At 65.9% G+C, this 17179-nt stretch carries 19 protein-coding genes; 5 read left to right on the top strand and 14 right to left on the bottom strand.

Annotated elements, in window-relative coordinates:
- Positions 1–60 precede the first annotated feature (60 nt).
- The 8 genes from GEV05_08240 to GEV05_08275 all read right to left on the bottom strand — a co-directional run bounded on the left by GEV05_08240 (position 61) and on the right by GEV05_08275 (position 6453).
- A complete protein-coding gene (locus tag GEV05_08240; protein ID MPZ43374.1) occupies positions 61–936 on the bottom strand; it encodes a fumarate hydratase in 876 nt (291 codons plus the stop codon).
- A gap of 21 nt (positions 937–957) precedes the next feature.
- Positions 958–1920 carry a tripartite tricarboxylate transporter substrate binding protein gene (locus GEV05_08245; GenBank protein MPZ43375.1) on the bottom strand — a complete coding sequence of 321 codons (963 nt, stop codon included), beginning with the start codon at positions 1918–1920 and terminating at the stop codon, positions 958–960.
- Between the two features lie 99 nt (positions 1921–2019).
- The gene (locus tag GEV05_08250) at positions 2020–3396 is read right to left on the bottom strand and encodes a sulfatase-like hydrolase/transferase (GenBank protein MPZ43376.1); all 1377 of its coding nucleotides are present in this window, start codon (positions 3394–3396) and stop codon (positions 2020–2022) included.
- A gap of 39 nt (positions 3397–3435) precedes the next feature.
- The gene (locus tag GEV05_08255) at positions 3436–3783 is read right to left on the bottom strand and encodes a succinate dehydrogenase (protein ID MPZ43377.1); all 348 of its coding nucleotides are present in this window, start codon (positions 3781–3783) and stop codon (positions 3436–3438) included.
- Positions 3780–4118: a succinate dehydrogenase gene (locus GEV05_08260; protein ID MPZ43378.1), complete on the bottom strand. Its 339-nt coding sequence runs from the start codon at positions 4116–4118 to the stop codon at positions 3780–3782. The genes GEV05_08255 and GEV05_08260 overlap by 4 nt, the downstream gene beginning before the upstream one ends.
- A gap of 49 nt (positions 4119–4167) precedes the next feature.
- The gene (locus tag GEV05_08265; GenBank protein MPZ43379.1) at positions 4168–4881 is read right to left on the bottom strand and encodes a succinate dehydrogenase/fumarate reductase iron-sulfur subunit; all 714 of its coding nucleotides are present in this window, start codon (positions 4879–4881) and stop codon (positions 4168–4170) included.
- Between the two features lie 69 nt (positions 4882–4950).
- Complete coding sequence (locus tag GEV05_08270) at positions 4951–6120, bottom strand: D-galactarate dehydratase (GenBank protein ID MPZ43380.1); 1170 nt, start codon at positions 6118–6120, stop codon at positions 4951–4953.
- Between the two features lie 51 nt (positions 6121–6171).
- Positions 6172–6453 (bottom strand): flagellar biosynthesis protein FlgA, encoded by a 282-nt coding sequence (locus tag GEV05_08275; GenBank protein MPZ43381.1) that lies wholly within the window; start codon positions 6451–6453, stop codon positions 6172–6174.
- A 182-nt stretch (positions 6454–6635) separates the two neighbouring features.
- Here GEV05_08275 and GEV05_08280 point away from each other — a divergent pair, with 182 nt between their 5' ends.
- Complete coding sequence (locus GEV05_08280) at positions 6636–7394, top strand: UTRA domain-containing protein (protein MPZ43382.1); 759 nt, start codon at positions 6636–6638, stop codon at positions 7392–7394.
- 30 nt (positions 7395–7424) lie between these two features.
- Here the strand turns inward: GEV05_08280 and GEV05_08285 are convergent, their stop codons facing one another.
- The 5 genes from GEV05_08285 to rpsP all read right to left on the bottom strand — a co-directional run bounded on the left by GEV05_08285 (position 7425) and on the right by rpsP (position 11230).
- Positions 7425–9125: a hypothetical protein gene (locus GEV05_08285; GenBank protein ID MPZ43383.1), complete on the bottom strand. Its 1701-nt coding sequence runs from the start codon at positions 9123–9125 to the stop codon at positions 7425–7427.
- Between the two features lie 93 nt (positions 9126–9218).
- Complete coding sequence (gene rplS, locus GEV05_08290; GenBank protein ID MPZ43384.1) at positions 9219–9647, bottom strand: 50S ribosomal protein L19; 429 nt, start codon at positions 9645–9647, stop codon at positions 9219–9221.
- Between the two features lie 46 nt (positions 9648–9693).
- Positions 9694–10464, bottom strand: a complete 771-nt coding sequence (gene trmD / locus GEV05_08295) for a tRNA (guanosine(37)-N1)-methyltransferase TrmD (protein MPZ43385.1) — start codon at positions 10462–10464, stop codon at positions 9694–9696.
- Between the two features lie 15 nt (positions 10465–10479).
- Complete coding sequence (rimM, locus tag GEV05_08300; GenBank protein MPZ43386.1) at positions 10480–11043, bottom strand: ribosome maturation factor RimM; 564 nt, start codon at positions 11041–11043, stop codon at positions 10480–10482.
- A complete protein-coding gene (gene rpsP, locus GEV05_08305; GenBank protein MPZ43387.1) occupies positions 10973–11230 on the bottom strand; it encodes a 30S ribosomal protein S16 in 258 nt (85 codons plus the stop codon). Before rpsP ends, rimM begins: the two co-directional genes overlap by 71 nt.
- A gap of 175 nt (positions 11231–11405) precedes the next feature.
- Between rpsP and GEV05_08310 the strand changes: the two genes are divergently transcribed.
- Both GEV05_08310 and GEV05_08315 read left to right on the top strand, forming a co-directional pair.
- Entirely contained in the window at positions 11406–12410 is a 1005-nt protein-coding gene (locus GEV05_08310; GenBank protein MPZ43388.1) for a zinc-binding dehydrogenase, read from the top strand.
- A gap of 24 nt (positions 12411–12434) precedes the next feature.
- A complete protein-coding gene (locus GEV05_08315; GenBank protein MPZ43389.1) occupies positions 12435–13292 on the top strand; it encodes an NADPH-dependent oxidoreductase in 858 nt (285 codons plus the stop codon).
- 168 nt (positions 13293–13460) lie between these two features.
- Here GEV05_08315 and GEV05_08320 read toward each other — a convergent pair whose 3' ends face one another.
- The gene (locus GEV05_08320; protein MPZ43390.1) at positions 13461–14810 is read right to left on the bottom strand and encodes a signal recognition particle protein; all 1350 of its coding nucleotides are present in this window, start codon (positions 14808–14810) and stop codon (positions 13461–13463) included.
- A gap of 133 nt (positions 14811–14943) precedes the next feature.
- Here GEV05_08320 and GEV05_08325 point away from each other — a divergent pair, with 133 nt between their 5' ends.
- Both GEV05_08325 and GEV05_08330 read left to right on the top strand, forming a co-directional pair.
- The gene (locus GEV05_08325; protein MPZ43391.1) at positions 14944–15783 is read left to right on the top strand and encodes a cytochrome C biogenesis protein; all 840 of its coding nucleotides are present in this window, start codon (positions 14944–14946) and stop codon (positions 15781–15783) included.
- 56 nt (positions 15784–15839) lie between these two features.
- Positions 15840–17144 carry a DUF21 domain-containing protein gene (locus GEV05_08330; protein ID MPZ43392.1) on the top strand — a complete coding sequence of 435 codons (1305 nt, stop codon included), beginning with the start codon at positions 15840–15842 and terminating at the stop codon, positions 17142–17144.
- Positions 17145–17179: the final 35 nt, after the last annotated feature.

Genomic DNA, 17179 nt, shown 5'->3' on the forward strand with positions numbered 1-17179 from the left:
TCTCTCCGTTTCGCCGCTGCGCGCCAACATTGCGACGATCTCGCGACCGTCGAACCGCGTTCAGAAGCCGTATTCGACGCCCGCCGGCGTGAAGGTTGCCCGCGCCCGCCGCGCCGAATGGCATTGCATGTTGACCGCCACCGGATTCATGGTGATGTGCGTGGCCGCGGTCTCCACGTGCACGGCGAAGGCGGTCGAATCGCCGCCGAGACCTTGCGCACCGACGCCCAGCTCGTTCACGACCGCGGACAGCCCGCGTTCGAGCTCGGCGCCTTCCGGGTCCTCGCACACCGAGCCCAGAGCCCGCGTCGCCGCCACCTTGGACAGGTGCACGCACAGGTCAGCCGTTCCACCTACGCCCACGCCGACGATCGTCGGCGGGCAGGTCTTGCCGCCAGCATCGAGTACGCAATCGATGACGAAGGTCTTGATGGCGTCGATCCCGTCGGCGGGAATCGCCATTTTGAGCCAGGAGTTGTTCTCCGAGCCGCTGCCCTTGGGAATCATCTCGATCGAGAGAACATCGGGCGCGGGCGAAAAATCGATGTGGATAACCGGCACCGAGCGGCCGCACGACGTGTGCTCGTTTTTCCGCGTGACCGGGTGCACGACCGAGGAGCGCAGCGGATGCTCCTTGGTGGCGCGGGCGCATCCGGCCACGATCGCCTCCTTCAAGCGATGACCATCCACCGTCACGTTCGCACCGATGACCACGTTGTAGATCGGGATGCCGGTGTCCTGGCACAGCAGGTTGTCGTTCGCCTCGGCCACCGTGATGTTGCGGATCATCGTGCCCAGCACCGACTTTCCGGTCGCGTCGGTCTCGGCCGCGTCCAGGCGCCGGAAACCTTCCTTGATGTCCGGCGGCAACAGCTTGAGCGCGCGAATATAGAGCGCCTTGGCCGCTTCCTCGACTTGCGTCAGATCGACGTTCATCGGTGCTTACCTCTTCTTTCGTCAGTCGACGTACAGATTGCGTGCCTTGATGATCTTCGCCCAGCGCACGGACTCTTCCTTGATCGCTTGCGCGAACGCCGCCGGCGTGTTGGCCACCGGCTGCATGCCGATCTGCTCGAAGCGCGCACGCACCTCGGCGGCTTGCAGCACCTTGGCGGCGTCGTTGTATACCTTGTCGATCACCGCGCGCGGCGTGCCCTTCGGCGCCACCAGCCCGAACCAGCCGAGATTCTCGAATCCGGGCAGCGTCTCCGCGACCGCAGGCACGTTGGGCACTTGCTTCGACCGCTCCTTGCTCGTCACCGCGAGCGCGCGCAGCTTCCCCTGCTTCACGAAGCCGATCGCGGCCGACAGGTTCGGCGTCACGAAATGGATTTGCCCCGCTACCAGGTCGGCAATGGCCGGCCCCTCGCCCTTGTAGGGGACGTGCGTCACGTCGATGCCGGCCGCGGTGACGAAATTCTCCGCCGCAAGATGCGTCTGCGTCCCCACGCCCGCCGAACCGAAGTTCATGGTCCTGGGCTTGGTCTTCGCCATCGCGATGAAATCCTTGAGGCTCTTGGCAGGGAAGCTGGCATTGACGGCTACGATCTGCGGACCGCTCGCAACGTTGGTGATGGCGACGAGGTCGGTATCGGGATTGAACGGCATCTTGCGATACATGTGCTGGTTGGCCGTTACTATCGAGCCGGAAGTCATCAGCAGGGTATAGCCGTCGGGCGCCGCCTTGGCGACGATATCGCCACCGATGTTGCCGGCCGCACCCGCGCGGTTGTCGACCACGACCGTCTGCCCCCAGACCTCGGTCAGCCGCTGCGCTACGATGCGGGTGACGATGTCGGTTGCTCCCCCCGGTGAAAACGGCACCACGATCCGTACCGGGCGCGCCGGATAGCTCTGCGCGTTGACGGCCGGAGCCAAAAGGGCAAGTGCCGTCAACACGCTCGTGCTCGATATGCGCATGATGTTCCTCCTCGTCGTTTGATTGGATATCGCCACCGTAATTCAACTTCGGTCCGTCGGCCGCCCCGGCAAGCCGTGCCGCATGCTGGCGCGGCCCGCTTACAAGCCCAGCGCCTGTACCGTGAGCTTGCGCAGCTCGCGCTGGAGTTTGTCCCGCACGCCCCGATGGTTGCGGCTCCTGTTCAGATTGGCGAGCTCGTACGGATCGTTCTCCAGGTCGTAGAGTTCGTCGAGCTCGCCGTTGCGTCCGCGGTTCACCCAGCGGATGTACTTGTAGCACTCGGTGCGCACGCACTTGTAAGTCATCCCGACCAGCCACGGCATGGCGTTCTCGGCCCAGTATTCCACCAGGAGCGAGCGGCGCCAGCCGGCGCGCTTGCCTGCGAGCAACGGCAGCAGCGATCGGCCCTGCACCTGGGCACCCGGCTTGCCGCCCGCGAGCTGAATCAACGTGGGCGCGATATCCTGGCACAGGACGAGATCGCCCACCCGCGTACCCGCCTTGATGCGGCGAGGGAAGCGGGCGATGAAGGGCGCGCGGATGCCCTCCTCGTAAGGGAATCGGCGTTCGGGACCGAGCCCGTGTTCGCCGAAGAAATAGCCGTTGTCGCCGAGGAAGACGATGCAGGTGTTGTCGAGCTCGCCCTTGCGCTCCAGCGCCTCGAGCAGCATGCCGACGCCTTCGTCGACCGCGGCCATCATGCGTGCTCGCAACCGGATCTCCTCCTGCTCGCCGGAGTGGATCGCAGCGAGCATCGCGCGTGACTTCTCCGAGCGCTTCAGCTCGAACGCTTCGCGCCAAGCGGGCTTCGACTTCACCACCTCGGCCGCGCTCAGCATGTTGGGCTTGCGCGGAAAGACGCAGTCGCGATAGAGATCCTGGTGGCGCTCGGCAACGCGGTAGCCTTCCATCGCGAACGAGCCGTCGGCGGCCTGCTCCGCATCCGGGTGCACCGCCTTGTGGGCGAAGAACAGCGACCAGGGCTTTGCGTGCTTGCGTTCGACGAACTCGACCGCCATCTCGTTCATGATGTCGGTCACGTAGCCACGATGCTGCACGTACTTGCCATTGACGTTGAGCAGCGGATCGTTCAGCCGCCCATGGCCGTCGAACGCGACCCAGTGGTCGTAGCCGGGACGGGGCTTGCCGTCGTTGCCCATGTGCCATTTGCCGATGTGCGCGGTCTCGTAGCCCAGGCGCTGCAGCTCGAGGTGATAATTGGGCAGGCGGTGGCTCGCCAGGTCGCGCGCGACGTTGTCGATGATGCCGTGCCGGCTCGCATACTGGCCGCTCAGGATCGAGGCCCGGTTGGGCGAGCAGATCGGCGTGGTGTGGAAGGCGCGCTCGAGGATGGCCCCCTCGTGCGCGATGCGATCGATGTGCGGCGTGCGCATGTACGGGTGGCCGCCCGCGCCGAACTCGTCGTAGCGCAGGTCGTCGATCAGGATCACCAGCAGATTCGGTTTGACCGCCAACGCGCTCTCCCTTGCGTTCGTTGGTTGCGGACCACGCCGCTAGACGAGGTTCATCAGAAACGCTCCGCCCGCCACGACGGTCAGGCCGGCCGCCACCGCCAGCAGACTTTTTTGCCAATCGCACCACGGCAGGAATTCGAGCATGAGCAGCCGGATGCCGCCGGCCATGTGGGCGGCGAGGAGCACCACCAGCAAAACCTCGCCCGCCTTGACGAGCGGCTGCTCGGTCCAGGCGAGCGCCGACTGCAGCCCGGCCTCACCCTTCAATGCGGTAGCCAGCGTAAGGAAGTGCACCGGCAAAAACAGCGCCAGTAGCAGCCCCGATATGCGATGCACCAGGAACGCCCACCAGGCGGGGTGGGCGCGTGCGCGCCAGTCGCTTTTCATGCCACCACCGCCCACACCGCGCGCAAGCCCAGGGCGACCAGCACCAGCGCGATGATCGCGACGATAACGTCGAGCTTGCGCCCGCGCAGGGCGAACCATTCGTTCAGGATCGCGCGCAGTCCGATCGGCGCATGCACCGCGACCGCAATCACGAAGATCGCGTAGAACGCGCCCCAGGTGAAGCTGCCGCGGGTGCGCTCCAGGATCTCCGCGGCGCTCAGGCCGCCGCGAACCGCGTAGATCAGCGTCACCAGGTGCACTGCCACGCAAAGCGCGAGCACCATCGCGCTGATGCGTTGCGCCGCCCACAGATAGGCCTGCGAGCGCGCAATCATGGACGTCGGGTCGGGAACGCGTCGGCTGCGGCCAGGCGCGCCATGGCGATCAGATGCGCCCCTTGAGCAAGGCGCCCAAGGTCGCTCGTTTCAAGCCCGCGATCGCCGCGGTCGGCGAAATCTTCTTCGGACAGCGCTCGGTGCAGCTCATGTGGGTATGGCATGCGTGGCAACCGGCGTCGCCCGCCACCGCGGCCAGGCGCTCGTCGCGGGCACTATCGCGCACGTCGTTCACCAGCGTCCAGGCCCGATTCAGCGCGGCGGGTCCGAGATATTCGGGATTCCAGGCGACCACGTCGCACGAGGCGTAACACACACCGCAGCCGATGCATTCGATTCCGGCGTCGACCTGTTCACGTTCCTTCGAATCGGGTTTCACGCGCGCGAAGTCGTCCTTGCGCGTCGCGGTCGACTGGAACTGTCCGCGCGCCCGAGCCCACTTGTCGAAGAACGTGCTCATGTCGGTCACCAGATCCTTGATGACCGGCAGATTCTTCAGCGGAGCGATCTCCAGCGTGTCGTCCTCGATCACCTGGTCGACGTGCGTGCGACAGGTCCAGCGTGCGCGGCCGTTTACGCTCATTGCGCACGAGCCGCACATGCCGACACGGCAGGCGAAGCGATACGACAGCGTGGGATCGAGCGCGCGCTGGACGTGCGTGACGACGTCGAGAACCGTCTGGCTCTCGAGCCGCGGCACTTCGAAATCCTGGAAGGCGCCTTGTTCGCGTCCTCGCCAGACCCTGACCTTGAGAGTGCTCATGTCATGCAAACCCGAGCCCGGTCGCACCGCCGGGATGCAAGGACGACGCGATCACCCGCCGCGCAATCCCTAGGCGCTTTCGTACAGCCGGGTCAACACGAACTCCCGATGTCCGAGCGCTTCGGCGCACGTCAAGCGCCCGTTGCAGGTGCGCAGCATGATCTCGAGCAATTCGTCGCCGCACTGGTCCATGTTCTTCTCCCGCTGCAGCAGCCCGGAGACGTCGAGGTCGATGTGCTCGCTCATCGTGCGGCAGGTGCGCGGATTCGCGGAGAGCTTGATGACCGGGAGGATCGGGTTGCCGATCACGTTGCCCTGCCCGGTCGGGAAGAAATGCACCACGTAGCCCGCGGCGGCCACCAGCGTCACCATCTCGGCGGCCGCGGACGACGAATCCATGAACCACAGGCCCGGGCCGGTTGGCTCCTCGGCCTTGTCGAGCACACCGATCACCTTGCACTTGTGGCCGATCTTCTGGATGTTGCCGAGCGCCTTCTCCTCGATCGTGGTCAAGCCACCGGCGATATTGCCCTTGGTGGGCTGGGAGTCGGACAGATCACTCGTCTTGTGCCGCTCGATCACTTCCTGGTAGCGGTCGAACATGTACATGAAGCGCTCGCGCACTGCCGGCGTGGCGCAGCGGCTGGCGACGATCAACTCGCCGCCGGTGATCTCGGTGGTCTCGCCGAAGCACATCGTCACGCCCAGCGGATCGAGCTTGTCGAACGCATTGCCCACGGTCGGATTGGAGCCGCAACCGGAGGTCGTATCGGACTCGCCGCACTTGGTCGACACCCACAGCTCGCCGATGGGGCAGTCCTCGCGCCGCAATTCGGACGCCCACTGCACGTATTCCTTGGCCACCTTGGAGGCGCGGAAGATCGTGTCGTGGTCGCCGTGCAGCTCGATGCCGAAACCGGTCACCGGCTTGCCGGTCTTGGCGATGCCCTCGACGACGCGCTGCATCCAGCCGTCTTCGATGCCGATCACGACCACCGCGGCGACGTTCGGATTGCAGCCCGCACCGATCAGGGTGCGGAAATGCAGCTCCAGGTCGGCGCCGAACTGCAGCCGGCCGTAGGGGTGCGGAATAGCCAGCGTGCCCTTGATGTTGTGGGCCACCGCTTCGCAGGCCGCATTCGACAGATCGTCGACCGGCAGGATGATGACGTGGTTGCGTACGCCCACGCGGCCGTTTTCGCGCCGGTAGCCGCGGAAAGTCGTCTTGCTCGATATCATGGCTTAAGCCTCGCTCGATGGGGCTCGCGCTTGGCAGCGAGCCGCGGGTTGCTACCAGCGCTTGGTCTTGAGATTGTGGACGTGGCAGTGCTCGCCCACCTTCATGTCGGCCACCGCTTTGCCGATGTCATGACCGTACTTGATGACCGTGTCGCCGTTCTTGATCGGCTGCGTGGCGACTTTGTGGCCGATCGGGATGTCGTTCAGGGCCTTGACGTGCACGGTCGAGTCGCCCTCCATCACCCAGCCGGCGAGCTCCTGTCCGGCTTTGACATTCTCGACCACGACGACACCGACGCTGTCCTTCTTATCGTGAACCAGGAAATGAATCATCGTTGCTCCTTGGTAGCGCAAGCGGCAGGCGGGCCGCAGGAGGCGGACGAACGCTGGATTGCGCGTTCCGGCTTCGAAGCCTTTGCAAAGCGGACGCTTGCGATGGTAGCCAGCGCCTCGATCGAAGTCAACTAGATGACCTATATGACCTCGCGCCCCGCGGTGCTACCATAGCCGTCACCATGAACATCGCCAACGAAGCCCGGCTGCTCGCCGGTAAACCCGGCGGCCAGCCGCTGTACAAGGGCGTGAAGCTGCGCCTCACGCAGGGTCTCATGGCGAGCGAATGGCGTCCAGGCCAGGCGATTCCGAGCGAGTCACGCCTGGCCGAGCGCTTCGGCGTTTCGCTCGGCACTGTACGCAAGGCGATCGACGAGCTGGTGGCCGAGAAGATCCTCCTGCGCCAGCAGGGACGCGGGACCTTCGTCGCCGCGCACACGCCCGACCGGACGCTGTTCTACTTCTTCCACATCGCGGGCCGCGATGGCCGCAAGGAAACGCCAGAGATCGAGCTGCTCGCCTTCAGCCGCGGGCGCGCGGACGCCGACGAGGCAGCCAGGCTCGCGATCGCTCGCGGCGAGCGGGTCCTGCGCATACGAAACCTGCTGCGCCTGGCGGGCGACCCCGTAGTCATCGACGACATCATCATTGCCACGCAGCTCGTTCCGGGCCTCGATCGAGCGGGCTTCGGTGGACGGGACGGAACCATCTACGGCCTGTACCAGGCGCGCTACGGTATCAGCGTGATTCGCATCTCGGAGCGCCTGGGCGCCACCCTGGCCGACCCGGAGAGCGCCCGCCTGCTGGCGGTGCCCGATGCAACGCCGCTGCTTCGCATCGCGCGCATTGCCTACACCTATCACGACCGGCCCGTCGAGCTGCGCTACAGCCTGGTCGATACCACCGCGCATGAGTACGTGAGCGACCTCGTGAAGCAGTAGCGGACGCCACGCGCGCGGCGCCCGGCGCGCTCAAAGCCGCGAGAGCCTGCGTTCGGCGGCCTGCCTCGCTTCGGCCGAGCGGGCGTTACGCGCAATCCATTCGAATACGGCGCGGGCATCGGCACGCAAGCCGGCGCGCAGGAGATTGGCGCCCGCGGCCTCACGCGCCGCGAGCGCGGCCGGATCATGGGGATCCTTGGCTGAGACGGCCGCGAGCAGGTACGCCTCGGCCGCGGCGCGCGGATCGCCGCCGGACTCGTGTGCGCGCGCGAGCCCGGTGAGAACAGCGGCGCGTTGTTGCACATCGTCGACGTGCGCCAGGAGTCCCTGGAACACGATCCGGGCCGCCTCGGCATGGCCGAAGTCCAGGGCATCCGAAGCAGCGAGCGTAATCCGGCGCACGCTCTCGGCATCCAGCCGCGGCTTCGCTTCCAACGCGCCGGCGGCAAGGCTCAGCGCTTGCGGGATCATTCCCGCTTGCAGCAGAAGCGCGAGATTTCGTACCTGCCATTGGCTTGGGCTCATGCCGTCCATCGGCGGCAACCCTTGCCAGTAGCGAATGCCAGACGCGGCTTCGCCCACCTCGGCGGCGAGCATGCCCAGCTCGAAGCGCACTTGCGAGTCCATTTGCGCCACAGGAAACCGGTTCGCATCGGAAAACAGACGCCAAGCGGTGCGGGCCAGCCCCGCATCCCGCAGCCAGGCGAGCAGCTGCGACTGCGCCCGGACGCGCGCCCCGGGCGTGCGCGCATTCACAACGAGCGATGCCGTCAGCGCGCGCGCGATACGGGGCCGCTTCGGTCGCATGCGGCTGGCCGCTTGCGCCCAATGCGCGTCGTCGCCCGCCAGCAGCTGCGCGGCGTTGGCGGCGCGTTCCGCGACTTGCACGTATGCCTTCCACAATGCCGCGACCGAATCCGCCTGCGAGGACGCAGTAATGGCGAACACATTGAGCCGGCCTTCCAGCACTTCGAGCTCGATTTCGGGGTCGGCAGCCGCGCGTCCGGCCGCGGACAGGAGCGCCCAGCCGGGCTCGGTCGCGCCCTTGGCGAGCAGCGCCCGCGCCTGCGCCACAGCCGCGGCAGGCTGTATCAACCCGGCGCGAAGCCGCAGCATCGCCCCAGCGGGCGAGTCCGGGTCGAGCTGCGCCAGCCATTGGGCGGCTTCGTCGGCACGGCCGGCGCCAAGCAGTCCGGCGACGAAGCGTTCGACCTCGGCCGGTTGCAACGGAGCGAAATCCTGGCGAAAGCGCAGCATGGCGAGATAGGCTGGGTCGGCCCGTCCTTCGCCCAGATAGGCGTCGATCGCCGTGAGACGCGCGGCGCGATAATCTCCGGCGCTCATTTTTTCGGCGTGGACGAAGGCCTGGACGAGCAAGCCGCGCGCTTGCTCGAAGCGGCCGAGAGCGACGGCCGCGCCTGCCGCCACGTTGAGCAAGGAAGCGCGCGGCTGCGAGTCCCGGGCATCCGGGGCGTGCGTCTTCACTCGCGCCAGGACATCGGCATAGCGCTGCCTGCGGGACAGAAGATCGAGGCGCGCCAACTCCCACTCGGCCCAGCCGGGATCGGAGCTCCGGGACGGCTGGCTGCGCTCGACGCGCTCCAGCGCGAGCTCGACGGCGCCGGCAGCCGCTATGGCGCGCACGTCTTCGATGTGGGAAACCTGCGCCCAGGCTGTTGCCGAAAGGACTGCCGCGAGCAGCATCAGGCCAAGACGGCAAACCGTGCTCATGCGCGCGACGTAGCGGCTAGCCAGCAGCGGGAGCGCGCGGGTGCACGGCAACAAAAAGGGCGACCTGGGTCGCCCTTGGTGAGCCGGTGCTCGCTAACCGGCGGCCGGTGCGTCGGCAGCGGGCGCTGCCGGCTCCTCGGCCGGTGGGGGGCTTTCGACTTCGCGCTGAACATTGAGCTTTTCGCGGATCCGCGCCGACTTGCCGGAACGCTCGCGCAGGTAATAGAGCTTCGCGCGCCGCACTTCGCCGCGGCGCTTGACGTCGATGCTGGCAATCAGCGGTGAATACGTCTGGAAGGTGCGCTCCACACCTTCGCCGGAAGAGACCTTGCGCACGATGAACGACGAGCTCAGGCCTCGGTTGCGCTTGGCGATCACCACGCCTTCGTACGCCTGGACTCGCCTGCGCTCGCCCTCCACGACGTTTACGTTCACGACCACGGTGTCGCCCGGGGCGAACGAAGGAATGGTCTTGCCGAGACGCGTTATCTCTTCGCGTTCGAGTTGCTCGATGAGGTTCATGCTGTTCGCTCCTTGCCCGGAATGTTTGTTCAATTTGGCCGCTTCGTCAGGCGACCGATACGGCCGCCTGCTGTTCCTGTTCGAATTCGTCCAGCAACCGTGCCTGCATCTCGGTCAATTCCAACCGCGCCAACAGATCCGGCCGCCGCTGCCGTGTACGACCCAGCGCCTGCTTCATGCGCCAGCGCTCGATCACGGCATGATGGCCCGACAGCAGCACCTCGGGCACCCGCTGGCCCTGGTAAATCTCGGGCCGCGTGTAGTGCTGGCAATCGAGCAGCCCGTTCACGAACGAGTCCTGCAGCGCCGATTCCGGATCGCCCAACGTGCCGGGCAGCTGGCGAATGATCGTATCCATCAGCACCATGGCCGGCAATTCGCCACCCGAGAGCACGTAATCGCCGATCGAGATTTCGATGTCGATCGCGCGCTGCAACAGCCGCTCGTCCACGCCTTCGTAGCGCCCCGCCAACAGCACCAGCCCATCGAGCGCTGCCAGCTCGCGCACCAGTGCGTGATCCAGCAACCGGCCCTGCGGCGAGAGGTAGACCACGCGGCTGGCGGCCACACCACTGCTCGCCTGCCGCTGGCGCGCGGCCGCAATGGCTTTCTCCAGCGGTTCGGCCAGCATCACCATGCCGGGCCCGCCGCCGTAGGGCCGATCGTCCACGGTCCGATAGGCATCCGTCGTGAAATCCCGCGGATTCCATGCCACGACCTCGTAGCAGCGCCTATCGCGCGCCCGCCCGGTGATCCCCCATGCGGTCAACGCCTCCAGCATGGCCGGAAACAAGGTGACGATGTCGAACTGGAACATGGGCATCTCCGGGCATCAGTAGTCCGCGTCCCAGTCCAACGTCAGCAGAGCAGCTTCGATGTCCACCTTGACGACCACCGCTTCGATGAACGGGATCAACCGTTCCCGCTCGCCGCGCACCACCAGCACATCGTTCGCGCCGGTCGCGAAAATTTCGGCCACCCGACCCAATTGCACACCCTCGCGGTTCAGTACGCTCAGCCCGATCAGATCGGACCAGTAGTACTCGCCCTCGGGCGCGGGCGGCAGCTCCGAACGTGGCACTGCGATGCGCGAGCCCCGCAGTTGCGCCGCCCGGTCGCGATCCTCGACGCCTTCCAGACGGGCTATCAGGTCCGTGCCGTGAACCCGGCCTTCCAGCACCCGATGCGGCTGCCATTCGCCCTGCGCCGCGAGCCACCATGTTCGATAGACCAGCAGACCTTCCACGCTTTCGGTCTGTGGCCGCACCTTGATCCAGCCGCGTACGCCGAACGGGGCGACGATGCGCCCCATGATCACGTAGGTGTCAGGCTGCCTGCTTCGACTCACCGGCCTGGCGCACCAGCCGACGCACGGTGTCGCTGAGTTGCGCGCCATGCCCCTGCCAATAAGCCACGCGATCCAGCGCGATGCGAAGCTTCTCTTCGCTCTGAGCGGCCATCGGGTTGTAATAGCCGATGCGCTCGACATAACGGCCGTCACGCGCCCGGCGCGAATCGGCGACCACCACGTTGTAGAACGGCCGCTTCTTGGCCCCGCCGCGAGCCAGTCGAATCACCACCATGAGCGTTCTCGCCCTGCCAGAAAAGAAAGGGCGTGATTCTAGCGGACTTTCCCGCGCCGGCCAACCGCGATCGCTTGACGGCGCCTGCCGAAGCGGCCACCCTCGTCCGGATCGGAGCGAGCCGCGACCCCTTTGCACGCGAGCCCCAGCGAGCCTCTTTTGCGGAGCGAACGCCATGAAGAACCGTCAGATCGTGCTTGCGCACCGGCCCCACGGCTGGGTCCAGGAGAGCGACTTCCGCCTGGTCGAGAGCGAGGCGCCCGAACCGCAGGAAGGAGAAGCCCTCGTGCGCAACCGGTATCTCTCGCTCGACCCGTACATGCGCATGCGAATGAGCGACGCGCCGTCCTATGCGCCCAGCGTCGGCGTGGGCGAGGTGATGGTGGGCGGAACGATCGGCGAGGTGGTGGCTTCGCGCTCGCCGCTGCTGGCCGCAGGAGACACCGTCACGGGACCGCTCGGCTGGCAGCTTTACGGCGTCGCGCCGGCGACGCGCCTGCGTCGGATCGAAAACCCGGTCGCGCCGCTGTCCGCGTACCTCGGCGTGCTCGGGATGCCGGGCATCACGGCCTGGGTGGGGCTCGAGCTCATCGGCCCTGGTTCGCCCGGACAGACGCTGGTGGTGTCCGCGGCCTCCGGGGCGGTTGGGAGCGTCGCCGGGCAGATCGGCCGCATCCGCGGCTGCTCGAGCATCGGCATCGCGGGCGGCGCGCAGAAATGCCGCCAGGTCGAGAAGGAACTGGGGTTCGATGCCTGCGTCGACTATCGAGAGCCGGATCTGTCCGGACGCTTGAGGGCCGCTGCGGCCAAAGGCATCGATGTTTATTTCGAGAATGTCGGGGGCTCGATCCTCGATGCCGTGCTCGAATTGCTCAACCCGTTCGCGCGCATCGCGCTCTGCGGCCAGGTCTCGCAGTACAACCTGACCGAGCCGTATGGGGTGCGCAATCTGCGCTCGCTGCTGGTGAACCGCGTGCTGCTGCGCGGCTACATCGTTTCCGATCACATGGACCTTTGGCCCAGGGCAACCGCGGAGCTCACCGGCTGGGTGCGCGAAGGGACATTGCGTTATCACGAAACCGTCGCACACGGCCTGCCGAGCGCGCCCAAGGCCTTCATCGCCATGCTCCGAGGCGATAAGCTCGGCAAGCAGGTGGTCGAGCTCGACGACGCTGGATGATCCGACAACGAAGGAAGGCATTGCATGAGCGGCAGCAATGAATGGATGGGAAGGATCGCCGCAGCAGTCGAAAAGCGCTTCGGCGAGCGCATTGAAGTGGGCGCTGACACGTCCGGCATAACGGGAGTGGGCGAGATCGCCCGCATGCTGGAGCACTGCACGCATCGCAAGTGGACCGAGCGGGCAGTGACCCCTGAATTGTTGCGTTTGCTCTGCGCCGCTGCGCTATCGGCGCCCTCGAAAAGCGACCTGCAGCAGACCGACATCGTCCACGTCGCCGATTCGGCCAGGCGCGAGGCCATTGTCGCGACCATCGACGACATGGACTGGATCATGGATGCGCCGGTGTTTCTCGTCTTCTGCGGCAACAACCGGCGGCTTCGCCTGATGTCGCAATGGCACGGCACGCCCTTCCCGAACGATCATCTGGATCAGTTCTTCAATGCCGCCTGTGACGCGGCGATGATCATGGGCGCGTTCGTCCAGGCGGCCGAGGCCGCAGGGCTCGGTTGCTGCCCGGTGAGCCACGTGCGCAACCACGCCGACAAGGTATCCGAGGTGCTTGGGCTGCCGCAGTGGGTCTTCCCCTTCGCCGGCCTGTGCGTGGGCTACCCGGCGCGCGGCAATCGCATCACCCCGCGGCTGCCGCTGTCGGTCACGCTGCATACCGATCGCTACGACGAGGCGCAGTTGCAGGAGCAGATCGCGCAGTACGATGCGCGCCGCCACGCGGTGCAGCCGTACGCCCGGCAGCGCGATCCGCAGCGCTTCGGCAAGGCGCAGTTCTACGGCTGGTCGGCGGACAAGGCGCGGCAGTATGCGGTGGAAGAGCGCGCGAACTTCGGCGGCTTCGTGCGCCAGCAAGGTTTCAGGCTCGATTAACGGCTTTGCCGGCGCGCTCTTCGTGATTGCGTGGCGAGCCACGCAGGGGGCAAGCGGAGAGCCGGATCGAGCCTGCGCGGCCGCCCGGCCCGCGCCTGTCGACACGACCGGCACGTGCGGGCAAACGCCTGCGCGTCGGTGGCGACCGGCGATCGGCGTGGGTGCTGCTCAGCGCATACCGGGCAGCATGCCGCGAAAATTGCGCATCATCTTCGTCATACCGCCCTTGGCCATCATCTTCATGAGCTTTTGCGCCTGCTCGAACTGATTGAGCAGGCGGTTGACTTCCTGCACGCTCGCCCCGGCGCCGGCCGCGATGCGCCGCTTGCGCGAGGCCTTGATCAGCTCCGGCTTGGCACGCTCCTGCGGCGTCATCGAATTGATGATGCCCTCGATGCGCCGCACGGTCTTCTCGTCCATTTGCGCGCCCTGCGCAGCCTGCGCGAACTGCGCCGGAAGCTTGTCCATGAGCGAGCTCACGCCGCCCATCTTGCGCATCTGCCCGATTTGCGCCTTGAAGTCTTCCAGGTCGAAGCCCTTGCCGGTCTTGACCTTCTTCGCCAGCTTCTCGGCATCGGCCCGATCGACGGTGCGCTGGGCTTCCTCCACCAGCGAAAGCACGTCGCCCATGCCCAGAATGCGCGAGGCCATGCGGTCGGGGTGAAATGCCTCCAAACCGTTCAGCTTCTCGCCCACGCCGGCGAACTTGATCGGCTTGCCGGTAATATTGCGCACCGACAGCGCCGCCCCGCCGCGCGCGTCGCCGTCGAGCTTGGTGAGCACGATCCCGGTCAGCGGCAGGGCCTCGGCGAACGCCTTGGCCGTATTGACGGCATCCTGGCCCTGCATCGAGTCGACCACGAACAGGGTCTCGGCCGGATCGAGCGCGGCATGGAGCGCCCGAATCTCGTCCATCATCTCCTGGTCGATCGTGAGCCGTCCGGCCGTATCGACGATCACGATGTCGTGGAAATGCGTGCGCGCGTAGGCGACCGCGCCGCGTGCGATCTCGACCGGCGCTTGGCCCCCGGGGGCTTCGTAGAAATCGGCTTCCACCTGCTGCGCCAGCGTGCGCAACTGCTCGATCGCGGCCGGGCGGTACACGTCCGCGCTGGCCAGCAGCACCTTCTTGCGCACCTGCTCCTGCAGCAGCTTGGCGAGCTTTCCGCTCGACGTGGTCTTGCCCGAGCCTTGCAGGCCGGCCATGAGGATGATCGCCGGTGGCTTGACCGCGAGATCGAGCCCCACGCTCTCTGTGCCCATCAGCTCGACCAGCTCGCGGTGGACGATACCGACCACCGCCTGCCCCGGCGTCAAGCTGGTCAGCACATCCTGTCCGAGCGCCTTCTCGCGCACCCGCGCAATGAAGTCGCGCACCACCGGCAACGCCACGTCGGCTTCGAGCAGCGCCATGCGCACTTCGCGCATGGCCTCCTGCACATTGGACTCGGTGAGGCGAGCCTCGCCGCGCAAGGACTTGAGAACGCCGGTGAGCCGGCTGGTCAATGCATCGAACATGGTCGCGGAACGATCAAGAAAGGACGAGCCGTATAATGCCTTGCTCTGCGCGCGCGCCAGATAGACACGGCAACACGGCGCAGCGACTCGAGATTCGAATGGACCCCGCCCCGGAAACGACGCGAAGCGAAGGATGACGCCGTCGATTTTAGCCTACCTTGCGACGGCGCTCGTTTACGGCGCGCTGGCGGCTTACTTCTGGCGCACGCGCTGGGCGAGTCCCATCCCGGCTGCTGCCGAGAAGTCCTTGAGGCCGGGTCTTTGGGAGCAGATCGCGGTGCTTGTGCCGCTCGCGCTGCATGCCGTGCTGCTCTACCAATCGACCCTGGCGGGTCCCGAAGTCCGGCTCGGCCTAGGCAATGCCGCCTCGCTCATCGTGTGGCTATCGGTCCTGATCTACTGGCTCGGCAGTTTCGTCTACCGCGTGGAGGGCTTGCAGGCGCTGGTGATGCCCATCGCCGCCATCGGCTGTCTGCTGCCGCTGGCCGCGCCGGGCGCACGGGCACTACCCAACACGCAGTTGCTGGCCTTCAAGGCGCACCTGCTCATTTCCATGCTGGCCTACGGCTTTTTCACCATCGCCTCGCTCCACGTGCTGCTGATGGCGGTGCTGGAAAAGCGCCTGCATGGCGGGCAGCTGCGATCCGCGCTGACGCGCCTGCCGCCGCTGCTCACGATGGAGCACATCCTGTTTCAATTGATCGGCGCCGGCTTCGTGCTGCTCACCCTGAGCCTTGCCTCGGGCATCGTCTTCTCCGAGGAAGTGTTCGGTAAACCCCTGAGTCCCAATCACAAGACCGTGTTCGGCGTGATTTCGTGGGCGCTTTTCGGCGCGCTGCTGTGGGGCCGGCGGCGGTACGGCTGGCGCGGACGTGTCGCCATGCGCTGGACGCTCGCGGGGTTCCTGACGCTGATTCTGGCCTACTTCGGCAGCCGCTTCGTGCTGGAAGTCGTGCTGCAGCGCACGGCTTGACGCTGGCCGGGTCTGGCCGCCATACTGCCTTCGGTCCCCCGACAGCACTAACCCGTTTGGACCCTTTCCCTCTAGGCACGATCGTTATCGCCCTGATCGTGCTGCTCATCGTTTCAGGCTCCTTCTCCATCGCCGAGACCAGCATGATGGCGCTCAACCGCTATCGGCTGAAGCACCTGGTGGAGACCGGCCGACCCGGCGCCAAGCTCACACAGGACCTTCTCAATCGCACCGACCGGCTGTTGGGGGTGATCCTGCTCTTCAACAACCTGGTCAACGCCGCAGCGGCCATGCTCGCCACGATCGTGACCGTGCACCTGTTCGGCGAGAACAAGCTTGCCCTGGCACTCGGCACCGCAGCCATAACGTTCCTGATCCTGGTATTCAGCGAGATTACGCCCAAGGTCGTTGGCGCGACCTATCCGGAGCGGATTGCGCTGCCGGCCTCGTTCGTCCTGGCACCCTTGCTCAAGCTGACGTATCCGTTCGTCGGCTTCACCAATTTCTTCGTGCGCGGGCTGCTCAGGCTCGCCAGGCTGCCGGAACGCCCGTCCGAGGCGGAAAGCAAACTGACCCTGGAAGAGCTGCGCACCCTGGTGCTGGAGTCCAGCCGCTACATTCCGAACAAGCACAAGAGCATTCTGCTCAACCTGTTCGAGCTGGAGTCGATAACCGTCGACGACGTCATGACCCCGCGCAGCCACATCGAAGCGATCGATCTCGCCGACCCGTTGGCCGCTATCCAGCGCCAGATCGCGACCTGCTATCACACCCGGCTGCCCGCCTATCGCGGTCAACTGGACGAGGTTGCCGGGATATTGCACGTGCGCTCGGTCCTGAACCTGGGCAAGAGGTTCGACCAGCTGCACGTCGAGGATCTCGAATCGGTGCTGCGCGAGCCCTACTTCATCCCTGCCGGAACCCCGCTGTTGACGCAATTGCAGCAATTCCAGGAAAACCACGACCGGCTGGGATTGGTGGTCGACGAGTACGGCGAGCTGATGGGGCTGGTCACCATCGACGACATCCTGGAGGAGATCATCGGCGAGTTCACCACCCATTCGCCGCTGGTAAGCGGGCTCATCCATCGCCAGCCGGACGGCAGCACGCTGGTCGAGGCGAGCGTGCCGCTGCGCGAGCTGAACCGAAAGTTGAATCTCACCCTGCCGCTGGATGGACCGAAGACCTTGAACGGACTCATTCTCGAGGCCTTGCAGGACATTCCCGAGCCCGGCACGACGGTGCTGATCGACGGCTATCCGCTGGAAATTGTCCAGACCCAGGAAAAAGTCGTAAAAGCCGTCCGTATCTATCCGCGACGCAAGGAAAATGAGCTCTTGAATAGCGAAGCTAAGGTCTGACTTCTTCGCTTTACAAGGCGGCTGTGTGCAGGGCA

The organism is Betaproteobacteria bacterium (genome assembly GCA_009377585.1).
Taxonomy (GTDB): domain Bacteria; phylum Pseudomonadota; class Gammaproteobacteria; order Burkholderiales; family WYBJ01; genus WYBJ01.